Source organism: Bartonella sp. AP88XZML, from assembly GCF_042195565.1.
Classification (GTDB): Bacteria; Pseudomonadota; Alphaproteobacteria; order Rhizobiales; family Rhizobiaceae; genus Bartonella.
On record NZ_JBHIOQ010000040.1, the window covers coordinates 284,630 to 304,707 of the forward strand.

The following is a 20,078-nucleotide window of genomic DNA, read 5'->3' on the forward strand; positions in this document are numbered from 1 at the left end:
TGATAATACGAATGTTTTCTCAGAAGAAACAATTGACCTAGAAGAAAAAATATCGTTAGTCTTGTCCAATAAAATTATTCTCTTATGCTTTAAAAATAAAGTTTTGCTTGGTAGCAGAGGTGATTGGTTAAAAAATGTTTTTAAATCAGAGATGTCTTGATAAAAAACAAAAAAATAACAAACCAAGGATTGCTGTCGTTATTCATCGGCGCTCTACTTATACTGGTCGGTTGGGAAAATTTTTACAACAAAATGGTTTTGTTCTTGATATTTATCGTCCTATTTTTGGACAAAAACTCCCTGATACATTAGAGCATTATGCCGGCGTTGTTATTTTAGGGGGACCGATGAGTGTGAATGACAGCGAAGCCTATATTGGTGAGGAAATTGATTGGATTTCGTTATCACTAAAGGAAAATAAGCCTTTTTTGGGTATTTGTCTTGGAGCACAAATGTTAGCGCGAAATCTAGGGGGGCGCGTTGGTACAAGAAGTGATGGGACTGTTGAAGTCGGCTGGTATCCACTAGAAGCAACCCCACAAGGGAAGGAATTGATGAATTGGCCAGAGATGGTCTACCATTTCCATGATGAAGGTATTTATGATTTACCGAAAGAGGCAATGCTTTTGGCAACAGGGAATACATATCCTACACAAGCTTTTCGTTATGGAAACAATGCATGGGGCTTGCAGTTTCATGCTGAATTTACACGCGCTATGATGCGGCGTTTGGTCGTGCGTTCGGCACATAAATTGACTGAAAAAGGTGCTCAACCTGCTTGTGCACATTTGAAAGGTCGTTTAATCTATGATCGAGCTTTGAGCCAATGGTTTGAAAGCGCATTACACCAGATTTTTTGTACACCGCCCGTACTTGTGTGATTATTGACAAAGCATTGATTTATATAGGTAATTCATGGTTTTATATATTGAATGAGAACTCCGAATATAGTAAGGTTTTCTCATTCCAAATCTGTGTATGTTGACTCAATAAAAACTTCTTGCTTGCATGTCACAAGTAGGGCTGGTATGTGGGCAAAAACTGTATAAGAAAAGACTAAAAATGCTTCTTATGAACTGTCTTAAGTGTCAAGGGTTGTCGCAACATTTGGGGGCTAGCCAAATATAATGATGGTGCTGGCTTGGCTCCTCCATAAGCGTAAAGATGGGGGGCTCAATGGCTTTATCGTTAAGAGACACTATTCATTATCATTTTTGTTGTGCTGTAAAACAGTATGGTTTAAGGCAGAGGTAGAAAATCTATGTAAAACTTTACACATGAGGTGTTTTTTGTTAAAGGGTGTAATGGGTTTTTTTTAAGAAAATCTTGTTTATTAAGCTTATGAGATACTATACTTTAGAACGATGTATAGGGGCTTCTTGAAGTGATCAGTAGATAAAATCCGATCGATTAAGAAGTTGGATTGTGTATAAACTGAACGTGGTTGGGAATCTTTATCCTTTTTAGGGTGGGGAGGAAGTTAAGAGATAAAGAAAGTTTGAATATTGTCTAAATCCTTTCAAATACCATCATCACAAAAAAGTTTTTCTTTGAGTTATTTAATTTGTGGGCTCTTTTGTCTTGCTCTGATATTTATTTATAGCGCACTCTGGTTTTTTTTTCACGTAAAATAGAAGACTATGTTTCTGATATATTCACAAAAGTATCTTCCCATAATATGGCGGCGGTATGTGAGAATGTGCACAAGGATGGTTATCCTTTACGTGTCGGTGTTGTTTGTGACAAGTTTCAATTTTCTTGGCCTTTACATGGGGTTTCTTTATCGACGGGGCGTTTGACAGCTGGTACACCAATTTACGCACCTCATTTGGTCGAGTTTAATGTTCATTCTCCTGCATTAATTGTTTTTTCCGGAAAAACTCCCATAGTATCGCATTGGCGCAATTTGGTGATTGAAACAGAGCCTTATTGGAAAACGGGTAAAACATTGAAATTTATAGCTGAAGGGCTTGATATTTCATCTTTTTCCTCTTCCCCTGAAGATCAAAAGCTTCAAGAAGCATTAAGAGCACAAACGGCAGATAAAAAAACGACACAAGAAAATATTGAAGATCCGGCATCTTTGCAAAATACGCATGACGTGATTATTCAGCCGTTAGAGCCACAAGATATGCCTCAAAAAATAACGGCAGAATTTTTGCGTTTTGATCTAAAACATGAAAAGAATAATTTATCGGGACATATAACTTTTGACGGTTTTGATGCTTCTCCTTTTTTAAAATCTTCTTTTGTTGATATTCCTAAAATTGATGGCAATTTGAAATGGATTTTAAATGACATCTCTTTTCAGTCTGAAGATGAAGAAAAAAATTGGCAACAGCGACTGTATGGAAAAAGTGGACTTTTAAAGCAAGGTGAATTGACTTTTCATACAGGTGGTGCAGTGCGTATTAGTGGACCTTTTTCTTTTGATGATGAAGGATATTTGACAGCAAAATTTGAACTTGTCCTTATTCAGTCCATGAAGCTTCTTGACACTCTGCAGCACTTATTTCCCGCGCAAGCCAATAATCTTCAAGCGTTATTTTTTATTCTGGGTGTTTTGCCTAAAAATGCGGACGGCACTCCCGTTCTTTCCTTGCTCATTAACAATGGGTGGGTAAAATTAGGCTTTTTAAAACTTGGTCGTCTTGCTCCGCTTTAGGTGTTGTACCAAAGTCTTTTTTCATTTTTACTACCAAATTTCGATTTTTTCTGATTTTCATACTTTTTTTGCAATTTTAGAGTGTCAAAATCTATTTTAACAAAATGCGTATTTAATGGTAAAAAAATAGCTATAAAAATAAAAAATTACCACCTACTCCTAATTCGTCCAACCTCTTTTCACTTAGTACAAAATCTTATGTCAAACTACATATAGCAACAGTGTTTGTATGGAAAAAGTGGCATTTTAAAGTATGCTGAATTGCCTTTTTATACAGGTGGTGTGGTTTTTGTTAGGAACCTTTTTCTTTATATATGGAATGAGCATATTGCATATATTTGTTTGGGTGTAACCTCTTAAAACAAGTAAATAGCCTAGTTGGAGGAAGATATGAAGTTGTAAAGGGGAAAATCAACATCCATCTTTACTGTCATTTTTTATTCGATTTTATGCATTTCAAAAGCAGTTACAGTTATATCTTTTAAATAATGGATTAAACTTATCCTTTTATTTCTGATATTTTTTAATGAAGCCATATGTCTTCCACGTAAAACAGAATATATTTGTATTGCATATTTACGTATTTATTAAAACAATATTTCTCAGTGCTTCTTATTTCACGATGTCGCCTATGAATGGTATAACGATAAAGCCATTAAACACCACCATCTTTTCGGTTATGGAGTAATAAGCTAGGGGGCAACACCATCATATTATATTTGCTAACTCCCAATGTTACTGCAGCTTTTGGCACTTGGGGCGGTTTATGAGGGGCATTTTTAGTCCTTTCTTTACTGTTTTTATCTATTCGGTTTTCCCATTTGCAATATGCAAGGGGAAATGGGGTTAATTGACAGTAAAATTTGAATTTATTTTTTATTTTGAGTGCTCTGTCTAAAAATGCAGGATAGGGCTTCCGTTCTTCCCTTGCTGATTAGTCATGGATGGATAGAACGGAGCAAAAGCTTAGCTGTTTTGTACAGCTTTTAAGTCTGAAAGTTTATGTTTTTAGGGTGAAAAATAAATCCTGTTGTTTGTTTGAAATTGTTGCAAACAATTCTATTGTGATAAATAGCGAGATTTTTATTTTTGGAACCTTGCCTAAAAATGCAAACTCCCGCTCTCTATTTTTGTTGGTTTGTTGTAGTGGTGGGATAGAACGGGAGATTGAGTGGGTCGTTTTGTATTTGCTTTAGGTTTGAAAGCCAATATTTTGAAGTTGAGAAATCAATCCTGCTGCAAAGGTAAAACGAGAAATATTGAGATCATTTTCAATAAGGGCGCTAATGCGGTTTGTAATGTTGTGAATATGATCTTCTTCTGTTTTTTTCCAAGTGTCAAAAGGATCTTTTTTCTTTCCATGATTTTTGAGGATTTTCATAACGATTTGCCGAAAGCTTTCAGAAACATTTTCTTTGGCTTGGCTTAAAGCCATACTATCATAATAATCTACTACAGGGATTATACGACTTGCTTCGTTAATGCGGTTTATACGAATGATTTGCGCAAGTGAAAAGTAGATCTCTGCGGTTTTAATAAGATCACTGTTGCTTTTTTTTGCAATTAAAGAAATATCACAGATTGTTGAAGCAGCTTCCAAGAGGGCTAATTGTTTCGCTAATGCTTTTGGTGCTCCCTCTTCGCTGTAGTGTAATGCTTTTTCTTCAATCTTTTGCTTAATATCGTTGTCGTGAGAATGCATAAGCTCTTTTTCAATAACGCTACGGGCTTGCTTTATTGTTTTTACAATTTCTTCTAATGGACGTGAGAGATCTATGTTGTGCAAACCCCAATTGGTTGTTTCAAAGAGCATTGGGGTCATTGTTGCGTAGAATTTATTTTGGACAAGACCGGGTATTTTATTATCAAGCTTATCAATTTGCTCAGACAATTGAGGAATTTCGAAACCATCGCGGATGGCAATGAAAACGCGAATAATATTTTCAGTCTTTTGTTCTGTTGCATCGTGTAGTCTATTAACAAAAGTGGGGCCTCCACGATTTACAATATCGTTGGCAATCAGCGTTGCGATAATATTACGACGCAATTGATGGTTAATAACTTCCTTCTTAAAATTTTCTTGAATTTGGGTTGGAAAATAGTTCAGCAAGGCTGTATTGAAATAGTGATCATCAACAATGGGGCTATTAGCAATTTCTTCTTTTAAGGTCAATTTAGCATAGGCAAAAATAACGGCGAGTTCTGGACGGAGAAGACCTTTGCCTTGGGTTGTTCTTTGTCGTAAAATTTGCTCATCAGGGAGTATTTCAACTCTACGATCTAGAAGCTTTTTTTGTTCCAAATCGTGCATAAAGCGTATTTGATAGGGCAAATCAGTAGTGCTTTGGTTTTCCGCCAAAGAAAGCGCAAGGGGTTGTAGATAATTGTTGCGCAAGACGAGTTGCTCGACTTGAGGCGTCATTTTTTTCAAGAGCTTATTGCGATCTTCGCGGGTTAACGTTTTGGCACGTAGTGCTGATGCAAGAACAATTTTGAGATTGACCTCAATATCAGAACAATTCACACCAGCAGAATTGTCAATGGCATCCGTATTGCATCGACCACCATTTAAGACATATTCAATCCGTCCACGTTGTGTAACACCAAGATTAGCTCCTTCACCAATAATTTTTGCACGCACTTGTTCTCCGGTAATGCGTATTGCATCATTTGCGCGATCACCTACTTGGGCATCGTTTTCTGTTGCAGCACGGATATAAGTACCAATGCCACCGAACCATAAAAGATCAACAGGGGCTTTGAGAAGAGCAGAGATAATTTCAAAGGGTGTTCCTGTTTGTTTTTCGAAACCAATGGCTTGTGCTGCTTCAGGTGAGAGAGTAATGGTTTTTTCTTTTCGTGAGAAGATACCACCGCCCTTTGATAATTTGCTTTGGTCGTAATCCTGCCAGCTTGAGCGAGGCAGTTTGAAGAGACGCGTACGCTCTGCATAGCTTTCGTCTATGTTCGGATCTGGGTCAATAAAGATATCGCGGTGATCAAAAGCGGCAATCAATTTTGTTTGTTTGGAAAGCAGCATCCCATTGCCAAAAACATCACCAGACATGTCGCCAACACCGACACAGGTGAAGGGCGTTGTTTGAATATCGTGATTAAATGATTCTCTAAAATGTCTTTTGACGGCTTCCCATGCACCTTTAGCTGTAATACCAATGTCTTTGTGGTCGTAACCTGCTGAACCTCCAGAGGCAAAAGCATCATCAAGCCAAAAGTGGTTTGCTTGGCTGATGGCGTTGGCTGTATCAGAAAAAGTTGCTGTTCCTTTGTCTGCCGCAACAACAAAATAGGGGTCAGGGTCATCATGACAGATGACATTGTGGGGAGAACTTATTTTGCCGTTAATCAGATTGTCTGTAATGGAGAGCAAAGCTGTTATAAAGTCTGTATAAGCTTGTCGTGCTGCTTCTATGATGACAGCACGGTCATTTGTTTGGGGAAGCCGATGGGGATAGAATCCACCTTTTGCACCTGCAGGAACGATAACCGCATTTTTAACTTGTTGGGCTTTGACTAAGCTAAGCACTTCGGTGCGATAATCTAATGCACGGTCAGACCAACGAATTCCGCCACGAGCGATAGGTCCAAAACGCAAATGGACCCCTTCAACTTCTGGTCCATAAACAAAAATTTCTCGGTAAGGGCGCGGTTCAGGCAAACCTTCAATCTGGCGCGGATTTAATTTGGTGGCTAAAATACGCCGTGGACTTCCATCAGGAAGAGGTGTAAAGGCATTCGTTCGTAAACTCGCCTCGATAAGGTTACAATAACGGCGTAAAATGAGATCATCATCTAAACCAGAGACTTTCCGTAATTTTTCTTCAATGCGCTTTTGAATGACTTGTTGGTTTTTTTCCCGTTCTTTTTCTGTATGGCTTTGATGAAATTTTAAATGAAATAAAGCATAAAGATCTTGGGTAATGTCAGGATAAGCATTTAAAGTTTGGGCAACGCGATCTTGCGAATAAGGAATTCCAGCTTGTTGGAGATAGCGTCCATAATGGCGCAAAATAACAATTTCATGCCAATCAAGCTCAGCTGTCTGGGTGAGAGCATTAAAGCCGTCATTATCAGCATTTTGTGCCCAAATGGCTTCAAAGGTTTCGGCGTGTTTTTGACCGTCTTTTTCAAAATCGATACAGCGTTGGAAAGTACTTTCTAGCTGCATATCATGAAGATACACAGAGCGCCCATTGCCATCTGGTAATTCAAGGGTTTGTTCAGCAATAACGCGAAACCCCATGTTTTCAAGGAGTGGTACACGTTTGGAAAGGGCAAGTGCTTCATGGCGGTGAAAAAGCCGAAGAGAAATGCACTGTTTTTCTTTGTTTTGTGCGTGATAAAAGATCACGAAAAGGGGCTTTTCATCATGAAGACTTAGAATATGTCCGGCATCGTTAATAGCGTCTTCAGCTGAAAATAAATCACGATAGCTGTTGGGGAATTCACTGGCTAGACGTGTTTGTTGCTCTGTTATTTTCTTGTTAAAAGCGATGGCTTGAACCCTGTCTTCCCAACTTCGTGCAATCGAACGTACATGTTGTTCAAGTGTGGAGCGCTCGTGAAGAGGAACAGTTTCATTTCCTTTGCGATGGATGATATAATAGACACGTATAAGGGTGCTTTCCAAAAATAGCGGATAAGATTCAAAAAAGTCACCTTTATAAAGCTCAACAAAATGTTCGCCAACTTTTTCACGCAGGCTGCTGCTATATTGGTCACGCGGTACGTAGACCAGGATAGAAACAAAGCGTCCAAAAGAATCAGTGTGGGCAAGAACCCGTAAACGTGGGCGCTCATCTAATTGTAGAATAAGCTTAGTGTTTTCTGTCAATGTATCAACATCAGAGCGAAACATTTCATCTCTTGGATAGGTTTCTAAAGCACTGATGAGTGCTTTTCCTGAATAATCGGCGTGATTGTGTCCAAGACGTTGAATAATAGTTCGGGCTTTTTCTTTTAAGAAAGGAATTTGCAAAATAGAACGTGTATAAGCTGAGGAGGTAAAAAGCCCTACAATGCGTAATTCTCCACAGAGTTGGTTTTCTTTATCAAAGATTTTAAGACCAATATAATCGAGCCAAACAGAACGGTGAATTTTGGAGCGGCTGTTCGCTTTTGTCACGATAAACAGATTATCGCTTTCCATGAAGGATAAAACTTCTTGAGGAGGTTCTTTCATGCTTTTATCGTCAATAATATGAATAGAAGCATCCGTGAGTATACCAAGTTCAATATTACTCGCTGTAAAGGATTTTAGGGGTTTTTGGTCTTTGATGAAGTTGTAAGTGCGCATACCAAGGAAAATGAAATTATCGTCCATTAGCCAGTGAAGAAACTCAATGGCTTTTTCGCCTTCTTGTTTGTAGTGCGGGGGAAGACTTATTTGGTAGGCATGAATATGCTTTTCAACTTCTTCAAGCATAGGTTTCCAGTCTTGTACAGCAGCATTAACCTGTTCAAGAACTAAGGTGAGTTCATTTTCAAGTTTTTGTATTTGCTGTTTGTTTAATGACTCGATGTGAATTTGCATCAGACTGATGCGTTTTCCAGAAGCACAATCAATAATGGGGTGTGCAATCAAATAGATATGGTTTTTGTGTTGATTGAAAACATTTAAAATAGAATCGAGAAGGAAGGGTTTGTTATCATTGACAAGCGTGATAACGGTTACAGGTCTGTTACTACGGGTTAAATTTTGTTCAAAGCAGATGGTGTTGTTTCCCGTCTGATGGAGATTAAAAGCTTTTACCGCGATGGCTGTGGCCTTTTTAAGTTCTTCATTTTCATAATAAGTAATATCTTCTTTATCGGTTTGGGCAAAAAGGATTTGTTCTATTTTATCTTGGGTGTTTTTTGTTTCTGTTTTTTTTTGTTGCAACACATTCACTCTCCCTTTTTGCTCTTAAGGGGTCTTTTCTTCTCTTTTTAAAAGCAGACCATTATATTTTTTATATACTGTAACACCTTCTTTCTGAAGAAAATAGCTCTTTATTTGGAAAGAATGAGTTTGTTTTTGCTATTTTTAGTAATATTTTGTACTTTAAAGAAATATTTTGCTTCAAGGAAAGGGCATTTTTAGTATTTTTGTATGTTAATAGTTTGTTTTTTAAACTATACAAAATGAAAGTAAAAAAAGAAGCAAAAGTAAAGAGAGAATGGCGCATTTACCAGAAAGACTTTTAAGTGGTTACCAAAACTTTATAAACAATCATTTTTTATATAAAATAGCAGATTATCAGCAATTGGCGATTGAGGGGCAGAAACCTGAAGTTTTGGTCATTGCTTGTTGTGATTCGCGTGCAGTACCAGAAATGATTTTTGATGCTAAGCCAGGGGAAATTTTCACTCTGCGCAACGTGGCGAATGTGGTTCCTCCTTTTTCTCCTGATGACCAATATCACGCAACATCAGCAGCTCTTGAATATGCTGTGCAATTGCTTGAGGTGAGACATATTGTCGTTTTTGGTCATGCCCATTGTGGAGGCATTCGTACTGCTCTTAATGAGACATATAAATCTTTATTATCAAATGATTTTATCGGTCAATGGATAAGTCTCTTAGCTCCAGCAGCAGAAATCGTTTTGAATAATAAGTCGCTGTCTTGGCCAGAAAAACAGACGGCATTAGAGCAGCTTTCTATTCGCCATTCGTTGAGAAATTTAGAGACGTTTCCGTGGATAAAGCTTCGCAAAGATCAAGGTTTTTTGACATTGCATGGGGTTTGGTTTGATATCTCTAGCGGAAAATTATGGAGCATGGAACAGGAAACAGGTTGTTTTATGCGTGTTGAAGTTGAAAGTTTTGAAGTATAGTATTTGTTGTTTTTATTTCTTCGTATAAAAAGATATTTTATGATAAAACTTGACAAAGCTGGGGTTTTATTGTTTGAAGGAGCAAGCTTTCAGTGACAAAATTAACTTGGAGCCACCGACTGAGACCCCGGTTTAAGGGTATAAAGAGATCTCAGAGGTCAACATCCGACGGCGCGATGCGTTCTCGGATGCTATTTTGGTTTGTTTGTTATGCAACAATGAGGTAAATGATGTTTGAATCCTTGCAAGAGCGACTTGGTTCTATCCTGTCTCATTTGACGGGACGTGGCGCTTTATCGGATCAGGATGTTGTAGAGGCGCTGCGTGAAATTCGTCGCGCTTTATTGGAAGCTGATGTTGCTCTTGATGTTGTGCGCTCTTTTACCGATAGAGTTCGGGAAAAAGCTGTTGGGGCCGAAATCGTTAAATCAATTAAACCAGGCCAAATGGTGGTTAAAATTGTTCATGATGAATTGGTTCATATTCTTGGAAATGAAAGCGTTCTGAGTGATTTAAATGCACCAGCTCCTGTTGTTATCATGATGACTGGTTTGCAAGGTTCGGGAAAAACAACCACAACAGCAAAGCTTGCAAAACGTTTTACTGATAAGCACAATAAAAAAGTTCTCATGGCGTCATTAGATACACGCCGTCCCGCTGCACAGGAGCAATTGCGCCAATTGGGAGAGCAGGCAAAACTTGCAAGCTTGCCTATTATTGCGGGTCAGCTGCCCGTTGATATTGCATCACGTGCCGTGCAGGCTGCTAAATTGGGTGGTTATGACGTGCTTCTTCTTGACACAGCAGGACGTAATCATATTGATGAAGCTTTGATGCTCGAATTGGCTGAAATTAAAGCATGTTCCCTTCCTCATGAGATTATGTTGGTGGCTGATAGTTTGACGGGGCAAGATGCCGTTCATCTTGCTCGTTCTTTTGATGAGCGTGTAGGGATTACGGGGATTATTTTAACACGGATGGATAGTGATGGGCGTGGTGGCGCTGCTCTTTCTATGCGTGCTGTTACAGGTAAACCAATTAAAGCAATTGGAACTGGTGAAAAAATAGATGCTTTAGAAGAATTTCATCCCAGTCGTATTGCTGATCGTATTCTCGGAATGGGGGATATTGTTTCTTTGGTTGAAAAAGCTGCAGAAACAATGGATCACGAGAGAGCTGCTGCTTTTGCAAAAAAAATGCAAGCCGGAAAATTTGATCTGAATGATCTTGCAGAACAGTTGCAGAAAATGAAAAAACTGGGTGGAATGGGCGGTATTATGGACATGTTGCCAGGAATGGGGAAGGTCAAAGAGCAGATTGCGGCTGCGGGGTTTGATGATCGTTTGTTTGATCGTCAATTGGCCATTATTTCATCTATGACACCGAAAGAGCGGGCGAATCCAGAGCTTTTAAAACATAGCCGCAAACAACGAATTGCTAAGGGGTCTGGTACGACAGCGGCTGATATTAATAAACTTTTGAAGATGTATCGCCAAATGGCTGATATGATGAAAGCCATGGGTGGTAAAGGAAAAAGTGGTTTTATGGGAAAAATGTTGGGAGGCCTTGGTTCCAAAATGGGTTTTGGTGGTATGGGAAACTTGGGAGGGGATTCTTCAGCTATGCCGGATTTGTCGGGATTGGATCCAAAGCAATTCTCAATGCTTCAAAAGCAAATTGAAAATGGTAATGGAGGGAAGCTCTTGCCCGGACTTCCTAAGCGTGGACCTACATTTCCTGGTTTTTCCAATGGCATTGTCGATGGGGGAAATTTTCCTCAGCATCCTAAGAAAAAATAAGATGTAAAGAGGGAAAGGAATATAATGCAGGAAACAGTATTAAACGAATTGGCACATTTACGAGCATCCATTGATAATTTTGATGCAACCTTGATTCATATCTTAGCAGAGCGGTTTCGTTGTACGAAAGCTGTTGGGCGCTTAAAAGCCCATTATGATTTGCCTAAAGTAGATCCTCTGCGTGAGCAATATCAGGTAGCGCGTTTGCGGCAATTGGCTATAGATAGTCATCTTGATCCTGATTTTGCTGAAAGATTTTTAAAATTTATTATTAAAGAAGTTGTGAGTCATCATGAAGTTATTGCTGAAGAGCAAAAAACAAAAAAAGTCAATTTAAACGAAAGCCAGAGCTGACAATAGGAGATAAAATATGGCATTGAAAATTCGTTTGTCCCGTGGAGGTTCAAAAAAACGTCCTTACTATCATATCGTCGTTGCAGATGTTCGTAGTCCGCGCGATGGACGGTTTCTTGAACGTGTTGGTGCATGGGATCCAATGTTGCCTAAAGATGGACCGAGGGTGAAACTTAATGAAGAACGTATCCAATATTGGCTTGCGCAAGGGGCTCAACCAACAGATCGCGTTTTACGGTTTTTAGATGCAGCTGGCTTGAAAAAGCGTCCAACTCGTAATAATCCACATAAAGGTGAACCGGGTAAAAAAGCACAAGAACGTATAGCAGCAGCAAAGCAAGCGGCAGAAGAAGCAGCGGCAGCGGCTGAAGCAGAATCTGCTACAGCATAAGAAGCATGGTTGTTTAATCAACGTGTTTTTAAAAGCTTTAGAAAAATAAATATTATCCGTTTTTGTCTATCAAAAACGGATTTTCTTTAAAAAGCTGCTTGTTTAAACCGCGCTGGTTTTTTTTAAAAATCAATGGCGCGGCCTTTAATTTCCCAGTCTCCATAGCGGGAAGGGTCTTTGCCGCCGCGTCCGCCGTTTTCTAAAGGTTGTTCTTTTTTTGTTGCGCGTTTTCGTCTTTCCTCAGCTTCTTTAAGGGCGCGTTGTGCTGCGGGAGAAAGAGATTGCTGTTTAATGACAGTTGCATTTTTTTTGCTTGTTTTCTCATCTTTTTTATTCATTTTACACCTATTCCATTGAAAAAGCAGAAAGAAAACACCATCATATAGTATTGATTGACTTTTATCATGGAGTTTTTTGAGTAATGAATATAATGCGTACAGCTATGCTTTTGGCTTTTTTAACTGCTCTTTTTATGGGAGTTGGTTATCTTGTTGGAGGGGGTGGTGGCATGGTCATTGCTCTTTTGATGGCAAGTGGTTTAAACTTTTTTTCTTATTGGAATTCAGATAAAATCGTTTTACGCATGTACGGGGCGCGTGAAGTTGATCAGCATTCAGCACCAGTTTATTATAAGATTGTAAGCGATTTAGCTAAAAAAGCTTCTCTTCCTCAACCAAAAATTTATGTTATTGAGAATGCACAGCCAAATGCTTTTGCGACGGGACGTAATCCGCAAAATGCAGCTGTTGCTGCAAGTACTGGGTTGTTAGAGCGGTTAAGCGCTGAGGAAATTGCCGGCGTTATGGCGCATGAGCTCGCACATATTGAGCATCGTGATACGTTAACAATGACTCTAACCGCAACGATTGCAGGGGCAATTTCAATGCTTGGTAATTTTGCTTTCTTTATGGGAGGACAGCGTAACTCTTCAGAAGATTCTCATGGCGCAGGGGCAATTGGAGGATTTATTGCATTGCTTGTGGCGCCTTTTGCAGCGATGCTGGTGCAAATGGCGATTAGCCGTACACGGGAATATGCTGCGGATCGTAGAGGGGCTGAAATATGTGGTAATCCTTTATGGTTGGCTTCGGCATTGCGTAAGATTGCTGATGGGGGACGTGGGGTATATAATGAAGAAGCAGAGCATAATCCAGCAACCGCGCATCTGTTTATTATTAATCCTTTGAGCGGTGAGGGAGCGGATAGTCTTTTTTCGACACATCCAGCAACTGCAAATCGTATCGCTGCTCTTTATCATCAAGCAGAAGAGATGAAAGGGGCTCTTGCCAAAAGTGTGGGATGGAATAAAGAAGACGCTATACATGAAAAAAGCAGCGGAATGAACTATGGAGATTTTCATAGTGGTCAGACTCATGTATTAGGTGAACAGGAAAACAGTTCTTTTCAACGTGTTACAAAACGTCCTTCTTGGCTTCGTTATGAAAATTCAAAAAGATCTCGTTCATAGAGTTATTGAGGGAGCTTTTGAGAAAACTGTGATATAAAGGTGGTGTTTTGAAACACAAAAAAGCGGGGCATGTGTCTGAAAAAAATGTTCCAGGATTAGCTGTTCGGCAGGTATGTGTGCGTCTTTTTGGGGCGGTAGTTGATAAGTACACGCCTCTTTCTGGTTTGACAGATAATGAACACGGAAATCCACAATATTTAAAACTTTCACAACGAGATCGTTTGTTATGTCGGGCTATTTTAACAGCTTCATTGCGTCATCGAGGGCAGATTATGGCGGCTCTCTCACGCTTTTTGGCGCGTCCTTTGCCTTCACAAGCACTTTCACTTCAGAATCTTTTGCATATCAGTGTTGCACAAATTCTTTATCTTGATATTCCTGATCATGCGGCTATTGATTTAGCTGTGCGTGTGGCGAAACTTGATCCTCGAATGCGCCGTTTTTCAGGGGTAGTGAATGCTCTTTTGCGCAATGTTGCGCGTGAGGCAGAGCCTTTACGCCAACAAGTTCCTACCATTGAAGGTGTTCCAGCGTGGTTTGGACAACTTTTAGTGTCAGCTTATGGAACAGAAAAGGCACATCAGATTATCGCAATTCAAAGTGTGGAACCCCCTCTCGATTTGACAGTGAAATCTGATAGTGGTGGATGGGCTGAAAGGCTTGGTGGTGTGGTATTGCCCAATGGTTCTGTTCGATTGAATCGTCTGGAGTGTTCTGTTTCTGATTTACCAGGCTATCGTGAAGGGTCTTGGTGGGTTCAAGATTTCGCTGCATCGTTGCCTGCTTGTTTACTTGGGAGTATTGAGGGTAAACGCGTTTCTGATCTTTGTGCGAGCCCTGGGGGAAAAACAGCACAATTGGCTTTGCAAGGGGCTGAGGTGACTGCAATTGAGCTTTCTGCTAACCGCATAAAGCGTTTAAAAGAAAATATGGAACGGCTTCATTTTTCAGTTCACATTTGGCAGGGCGATGTGAGAAATTTCTATCCCACACAGCTTTTTGATGCGGTTCTTCTTGATGCTCCTTGTTCTTCTACAGGAACAATCCGTCGTCATCCAGATATTTTATGGACGAAATCGAAGGATGATATCGTCAAGTTAGCGGCGTTGCAATATGATTTGCTTGTCGCAGCAATTTCTTTGGTGAAGGTAGAGGGGCGGATTGTTTTTTCCAATTGTTCATTGGCAAGAGAAGAAGGTGAAGATCTTATTGAGAAAATTTTGTCGACACGCAATGACATTGTTTTAGACCCTATTTGTCCAGAGGAAATAGGAGCACTGGAGCATTTGCTTTGTGAGGGGGTGTTACGGACAACGCCTGCGGATTTTTGTCATAAAAATTTTGATGCTGAGAAAACCGTATTTTTAGGAATGGATGGTTTTTTCGCTGCGCGCTTACGAAAAATTGCTTAATTAACGCTTCATTTACAAAAATGGTCGAAATTGTATTTGATTCAGCATAAATGGAGATGAAATTTTGGCAGTTGCGGTAAAAGCTCCTCAGGTAAAAGTGGCAGCCTGTATCGATACGATACAGAATGTTATGCGGCGTTTATGGGTTGGACCATTGTTTCGTTGGCGATTTTCAGGGTTTCGTCCTCATAAAATTTTAGCGCATCCCATGGATTTGCATGTAGCAGACTCTATGATGGCGCATGAATTTTATCATGGTCGTTTTGCTTTTGCTGGTCACATTGTTCATTCTGGTGCTGTTTCGCCGTTTTCATTGGTTCCACCAACGCTAGAATGGGAAGCGGCTCTACATGATTTTCATTGGTTGCGCCATATGGAGGCAGCAGGAAGTGATTTAGCTTCTGCACATGCACGCTCTCTTTTAGAAGATTGGTTTGACCATGCTGGCAAGAAGGTAAAAGGACTTGCTTGGAGTGGTCCTGTTGTGGCGCGGCGCTTGATTTCATGGATTTGTCATTCGAAAATGTTGTTAGAAGGGGCAAGTGAGCGGTTTGAAAAACGCTTTTTGCGTGCACTTGGTTTGCAATTTCGTTATTTGCGCGTGACAATTTGTAGTATGGAGCACAATGATCAACGTTTACAAGCAGCAGTGGCTTTGACATTCGCATCTCTTGCTTTGCCTGTTTCTGTGGCAGTGAAAAAAAAGGTACAAACGACGCTTATAGAGGAGCTTTCCCGTCAAATCCTAGTTGATGGTGGGCATATTTCCCGTAGTCCTGTTATTTTGCTGAATTTGTTATCGGATTTATTGTCGTTACGGCATCTTTTTATGCGTAGCAATGAAACGGCACCCCGTATTTTGATTGATTCTGTTGAGCGTATGTTGCCAGCTTTACGATTCTTTATCCATGAGGATCAGACGTTGGCCCATTTTAATGGGGTTGGTCCCCTTGTGTCGGAACGGTTATCATCACTTTTGGAGCTTGATGAAACAGGAGGACATCCTTTTAGTTATGCCCGTTATTCAGGATTTCAGCGCTTAAAAGCCAATCAAACAACAGTGCTTGCAGATACAGGAAAGTTTCCACCCCGCTCTGTAGCACAGCAGGCTTGTTCGGGGTGTTTGTCTTTTGAAATGTCTTCACAAGGGCACCGTTTTATTATCAATACCGGTGTTAATCCTGATGGGAGGGAAGATTATCGACATTTAGGGCGTGTTACTGCAGCACATTCAACAGCTACGCTTAATGATTGTTCAGTGGGTTCTTTTTATCATAAAAAGAAAAATGGCGCGCCATTTTTGTTTGATGGACCAACAGATGTTCAAGTGTGCCGTATAGATGATTCAGAGAAGACGGGTTTTATTGCGAGTCATAATGGTTATGTGCGACCCTTTAATCTTATTCATGAGCGTGGTCTTATTTTGGCGACAAATGGAGATACGATCGAAGGTTTTGATCGCTTTTTTATGCCAAGTAAAGGGAGAAAGAGACACAAGAGTGTGCAAAATGAACAAAATTATGTTGCTGTTCGATTTCATCTTCATCCACAAGTTGAAGTTAACTATGATGGCAAACGTGTGTGTTTAGCCGTAAAGAACGAGAACGTGAAGAGCGAACAAATATGGTATTTTATATCGCCTGACGCAGATATTTGTCTTGAAGATTCGATTGATTTTGCAGAATTAACAGGTCCACAACGGACACAACAGATTGTTTTATATTTTCGTCCTGCATTTCAGGAAAAAGTTCGTTGGCGTTTTATCCGTAAAGCGTTTGATAAAAAATTAGAACATTGTTCCAACCCATAGTATATTGCGTTTTATATTGCGTGTCGCAAAACATTATTGTTTATTGTGGTAATATTCTCAAAATTTGAAGATCATATCAATTTTATACACGAAGCATTTTTTGGGAGTATGGGTTGGATGTTTTTAGGCAAGGTTTGCTCATAGAATCTCATGAGGTGATGCTAAAGGGATTGGCTTCAGAAAAAAAGTTTTTGAAAGACCCTTGTTGACAGATGAGTACTAGTTAAGGATTTTGATCCTTTAAAGATATGGAGAGAAAATTAAGTAGTTGCTTATCTTCGATAAGTTTTTAAGTGTGATGTTGGGATCAATATTTCTCTCTGAGAGAGTTGCATTAATAGGGCTACACTCCTCACGAAAAACAGAGCGCTATTGTATATTCACGGACTTATTTTAAAGAAAAATCCCTTAACGCTTCCAAGCCTATTTTGCGACGATGCCCGTGATGGGTATAACGGTAAATCCATTAAGCACCCCCCATCTTTATGCTTATGAAAGAGCAGTTCGGCACTATCACACTATTTATCAGTGTCCAATGTTTGTAACAGTTCTTGGCACTAGAGATGGTTCATAAGAGGCATTTTTAGCCTTTTCTTAATGGCTTTTATCCATACAGCTCCCCCCGCTTGTAACGTGCAGGCGAATGGTTTTGGTTGATTCAACATACATAGATTTGAAATGAGAGAAACTTACGGTATTCGGGGTTCTAATTTAATATGAATAACGCTAAATTATTATTACAAATCAAATGTTGTACATCACAGAAGCATTGAAAATTCGAGAAACAATACATTACAATGGCCAAGAAAAATAACCCTTCTGCTCTTTGTTATTATACTAAAAATGAAGTCATAATAACAAACCACAAAATGCGCACTTTTTTATAGCAAAGCATTCTCTCAAATATCTCAAACAATTTTCATAAAGATTTACGCGAATAACGTCGTGCAATTGAATCAATATCACCTCGACAAATTCCAAGATCGCTGAGTTCATATGTTGAAAGACGACTTAACGCATTAACGGTTCGACGATAACGGCGCCAATTACTATAAAAACGTAGAATATTCATATCCTCTACTCAAACTTTTCATTACACTCTTTAGTTTAAGAATAGAGTATATTACTAAAAAGAGTTGTGTTATAATATCATAGCAGGTATGCATCTACATACAAGATAATATCCCTTTAACATTTTCCTCATGCGAAAGGGTAACCATTAAAAATATCAACAAGAACATCTTATCCCTAATCAATGGCTAAATTATGTGCATTTTCTGCGGTGATAAACTTCTTCACGTGTAGATTCTTTGGATTGAATAACTGCTTCCATTTCAACAGTTATCAATAGTCATACGATAATTATGAAAAATTCCTTGAAACATTTGTCTCATACGAAAAGAAAAGCAGCAAAATTATTAATGGCGGAAGTGACGTGTTCCTGTAAAAACCATCGCTAACCCCTGTGCATCAGCAGCGGCGATAACTTCTTCATCACGCATGGAGCCTCCTGGTTGAATAACTGCTGTTGCTCCTGCTTCAGCTGCTGCTAATAAACCATCTGCAAAAGGAAAAAATGCATCTGATGCAACAACAGATCCTTTTGTGAGAGTTTCTATTAAGCCTGCTCTTTGCGCACTTTCTGCTGCTTTACTTGCAGCAATTTTGGCTGAATCGATGCGGCTCATTTGTCCGGCTCCAATTCCAACTGTTGCGCTATTTTTCGCGTACACAATAGCATTTGATTTAACGTGCTTTGCTACACGAAAAGCAAATTGAAGATCACGCATTTCATCTTGAGTTGGTGCCCGCTTTGTCACTACTTGCAATTTAAGATCATCGACTACCACGTTATCACGTGATTGCACTAAAATACCTCCTGCAAGTGTTTTCGCAAGAAGTCCTCCACAGCGTGGATCAGGAACTCCACCTGTAATGAGCAAACGAAGATTTTTTTTCTTGGCAATAATTTCACGTGCCGCCATTGTGGAATCAGGAGCAATAATCACTTCTGTGAAAATTTTAACAATCTCTTCAGCACATTCCTCATCAAGGATTTGATTTAAAGCAACAATTCCACCAAATGCCGATACATTATCACACATAAAAGCTTTCAAATAAGCTTCTTTCAAATTTTCTCCTTCCGCAACACCACAAGGATTGGCATGTTTAATAAGAGCGACAGCAGCGGTTTTTTGCGGATCAAATTCTGCCACGAGTTCAAAGGCTGCATCTGTATCATTCAGATTGTTATAAGAAAGCGCTTTGCCTTGTAAAAGTTTTGCTGTTGCAATACCAAAACGTTTTTCATTATTGCGATAAAATGCTGCCTGTTGATGTGGATTTTCTCCATAGCGCATAACGTTTTCAAGATGACCAGAAAAACTCTGCCACGATGGAGTTTCAATTTCTAAATCCCGTGCAAACCATGATGCTATTGCCGTATCATAAGCAGCGGTGTGTGCATAAGCGCGCATTGCTAGCTGATGACGCATAGATAAGCTTAAACATCCATTATGCTGCTTTAATTCAGCTAGAATCGAATCATAATCTTTTATCGCTGTTACAACACCGGTATAAGCATAATTTTTTGCCGCGGCGCGAATCATCGCCGGTCCACCGATATCAATATTTTCAAGAATCGTTTGCCCATCAGCTCCCGAAAGGATCGTCTCTTCAAAAGGGTAAAGATTCACCACCAAAAGATCAATTACATGAATGCTGTTCTTTTCCATAGCTTCCCTATGGTTAGGATCTTCTCTTACCCCTAACAAAGCACCATGAATCAAAGGATGGAGTGTTTTTACACGCCCATCCATTATTTCAGGAAATCCGGTAACTTCAGCAACATCTTTTACGGGTAAACCAGCCGCTATGAGGGTTTTGGCTGTTCCTCCTGTTGAAATTAATTCAACATTGTAAGTAGCATGAAGGGCTTGTGCAAAAGCAACCACACCCGTTTTATCAGACACAGAAAAGAGAACACGACGAACCCGATGAAGATCAGGTATGGGAAAATTTTTGGCAACAACACCCATAACAGCAGCCTTAAAAATGAAAGAGTTAAAATTCTAGTAAAACACGCTTATACGTTTATAGCATAAGCCTTTAGCAAAATACACTGAAAGGATAAACTGTCTTTTTAGAATATAGGATGATTCACCTTTTTCTATTATCCTGTAAAAACCTCTCATTTGAGGTGTGGTGATAGGTATAAAAGTCTCATTGAGACATTAAATATTTTTTTGTTGCTTATAACTCAATATCTCATCTTCATAGCAGTTGTGAAACAAAAAATGTATCCGTATGTTCTTTGCTATATTAGCTTTTATATTAGATGAAGGCG

Annotated in this window: 13 protein-coding genes; 9 read left to right on the plus strand and 4 right to left on the minus strand. The window is 39.4% G+C overall.

All coding sequences use genetic code 11. The annotated features are described in order from the left end of the window. The first annotated feature begins 134 nt into the window (after positions 1-134). A complete protein-coding gene (locus ACFIK2_RS05320; protein ID WP_375606037.1) occupies positions 135-881 on the plus strand; it encodes a glutamine amidotransferase in 747 nt (248 codons plus the stop codon). Between the two features lie 797 nt (positions 882-1,678). Then, positions 1,679-2,665 (plus strand): DUF2125 domain-containing protein, encoded by a 987-nt coding sequence (locus ACFIK2_RS05325; RefSeq protein ID WP_375676948.1) that lies wholly within the window; start codon positions 1,679-1,681, stop codon positions 2,663-2,665. Between the two features lie 1,192 nt (positions 2,666-3,857). Here ACFIK2_RS05325 and ACFIK2_RS05330 read toward each other — a convergent pair. After that, positions 3,858-8,567: an NAD-glutamate dehydrogenase gene (locus ACFIK2_RS05330; RefSeq protein WP_375676949.1), complete on the minus strand. Its 4,710-nt coding sequence runs from the start codon at positions 8,565-8,567 to the stop codon at positions 3,858-3,860. A 274-nt stretch (positions 8,568-8,841) separates the two neighbouring features. On the opposite strand from ACFIK2_RS05330, the gene ACFIK2_RS05335 reads away from it, so the two are divergent. From ACFIK2_RS05335 to rpsP, 4 genes are all read left to right on the plus strand, one after another. Then, positions 8,842-9,498 carry a carbonic anhydrase gene (locus ACFIK2_RS05335; protein ID WP_375612226.1) on the plus strand — a complete coding sequence of 219 codons (657 nt, stop codon included), beginning with the start codon at positions 8,842-8,844 and terminating at the stop codon, positions 9,496-9,498. A 230-nt stretch (positions 9,499-9,728) separates the two neighbouring features. After that, the gene (gene ffh / locus ACFIK2_RS05340) at positions 9,729-11,297 is read left to right on the plus strand and encodes a signal recognition particle protein (protein ID WP_375677043.1); all 1,569 of its coding nucleotides are present in this window, start codon (positions 9,729-9,731) and stop codon (positions 11,295-11,297) included. Between the two features lie 24 nt (positions 11,298-11,321). Further along, on the plus strand, positions 11,322-11,651 hold the full coding sequence (locus ACFIK2_RS05345; RefSeq protein WP_375633593.1) for a chorismate mutase: 330 nt from the start codon (positions 11,322-11,324) through the stop codon (positions 11,649-11,651). 16 nt (positions 11,652-11,667) lie between these two features. Beyond that, positions 11,668-12,042, plus strand: a complete 375-nt coding sequence (rpsP, locus tag ACFIK2_RS05350; protein ID WP_375634339.1) for a 30S ribosomal protein S16 — start codon at positions 11,668-11,670, stop codon at positions 12,040-12,042. A gap of 122 nt (positions 12,043-12,164) precedes the next feature. On the opposite strand, the gene ACFIK2_RS05355 is transcribed toward rpsP, so the two are convergent. Then, a complete protein-coding gene (locus ACFIK2_RS05355; protein ID WP_375606032.1) occupies positions 12,165-12,380 on the minus strand; it encodes a DUF1674 domain-containing protein in 216 nt (71 codons plus the stop codon). A gap of 83 nt (positions 12,381-12,463) precedes the next feature. Here ACFIK2_RS05355 and htpX point away from each other — a divergent pair, with 83 nt between their 5' ends. The 3 genes from htpX (at position 12,464) to ACFIK2_RS05370 (ending at position 16,732) form a co-directional block, all read left to right on the plus strand. Further along, on the plus strand, positions 12,464-13,510 hold the full coding sequence (gene htpX, locus ACFIK2_RS05360; protein ID WP_375676950.1) for a zinc metalloprotease HtpX: 1,047 nt from the start codon (positions 12,464-12,466) through the stop codon (positions 13,508-13,510). Positions 13,511-13,557: 47 nt separating this feature from the next. Further along, positions 13,558-14,922 carry an RsmB/NOP family class I SAM-dependent RNA methyltransferase gene (locus ACFIK2_RS05365; RefSeq protein ID WP_375634343.1) on the plus strand — a complete coding sequence of 455 codons (1,365 nt, stop codon included), beginning with the start codon at positions 13,558-13,560 and terminating at the stop codon, positions 14,920-14,922. 64 nt (positions 14,923-14,986) lie between these two features. Then, complete coding sequence (locus tag ACFIK2_RS05370) at positions 14,987-16,732, plus strand: heparinase II/III family protein (RefSeq protein WP_375634345.1); 1,746 nt, start codon at positions 14,987-14,989, stop codon at positions 16,730-16,732. A gap of 919 nt (positions 16,733-17,651) precedes the next feature. Here ACFIK2_RS05370 and ACFIK2_RS05375 read toward each other — a convergent pair. Then, the gene (locus ACFIK2_RS05375; protein WP_273790070.1) at positions 17,652-17,804 is read right to left on the minus strand and encodes a DUF1127 domain-containing protein; all 153 of its coding nucleotides are present in this window, start codon (positions 17,802-17,804) and stop codon (positions 17,652-17,654) included. 346 nt (positions 17,805-18,150) lie between these two features. Further along, a complete protein-coding gene (gene purH / locus ACFIK2_RS05380) occupies positions 18,151-19,770 on the minus strand; it encodes a bifunctional phosphoribosylaminoimidazolecarboxamide formyltransferase/IMP cyclohydrolase (protein WP_375676951.1) in 1,620 nt (539 codons plus the stop codon). Between the last annotated feature and the right edge of the window lie 308 nt (positions 19,771-20,078).

What these genes read in the sequence shown, in the direction of transcription:
- ACFIK2_RS05320 (WP_375606037.1), top strand. Translation starts at nt 135, where the DNA reads ATGTTTTTAAATCAGAGATGTCTTGATAAAAAACAAAAAAATAACAAA.
- ACFIK2_RS05325 (WP_375676948.1), top strand. Translation starts at nt 1,679, where the DNA reads ATGGCGGCGGTATGTGAGAATGTGCACAAGGATGGTTATCCTTTACGT.
- ACFIK2_RS05335 (WP_375612226.1), top strand. Translation starts at nt 8,842, where the DNA reads ATGGCGCATTTACCAGAAAGACTTTTAAGTGGTTACCAAAACTTTATA.
- ffh (WP_375677043.1), top strand. Translation starts at nt 9,729, where the DNA reads ATGTTTGAATCCTTGCAAGAGCGACTTGGTTCTATCCTGTCTCATTTG.
- ACFIK2_RS05345 (WP_375633593.1), top strand. Translation starts at nt 11,322, where the DNA reads ATGCAGGAAACAGTATTAAACGAATTGGCACATTTACGAGCATCCATT.
- rpsP (WP_375634339.1), top strand. Translation starts at nt 11,668, where the DNA reads ATGGCATTGAAAATTCGTTTGTCCCGTGGAGGTTCAAAAAAACGTCCT.
- ACFIK2_RS05355 (WP_375606032.1), bottom strand. Translation starts at nt 12,380, where the DNA reads ATGAATAAAAAAGATGAGAAAACAAGCAAAAAAAATGCAACTGTCATT.
- htpX (WP_375676950.1), top strand. Translation starts at nt 12,464, where the DNA reads ATGAATATAATGCGTACAGCTATGCTTTTGGCTTTTTTAACTGCTCTT.
- ACFIK2_RS05375 (WP_273790070.1), bottom strand. Translation starts at nt 17,804, where the DNA reads ATGAATATTCTACGTTTTTATAGTAATTGGCGCCGTTATCGTCGAACC.
- purH (WP_375676951.1), bottom strand. Translation starts at nt 19,770, where the DNA reads ATGGGTGTTGTTGCCAAAAATTTTCCCATACCTGATCTTCATCGGGTT.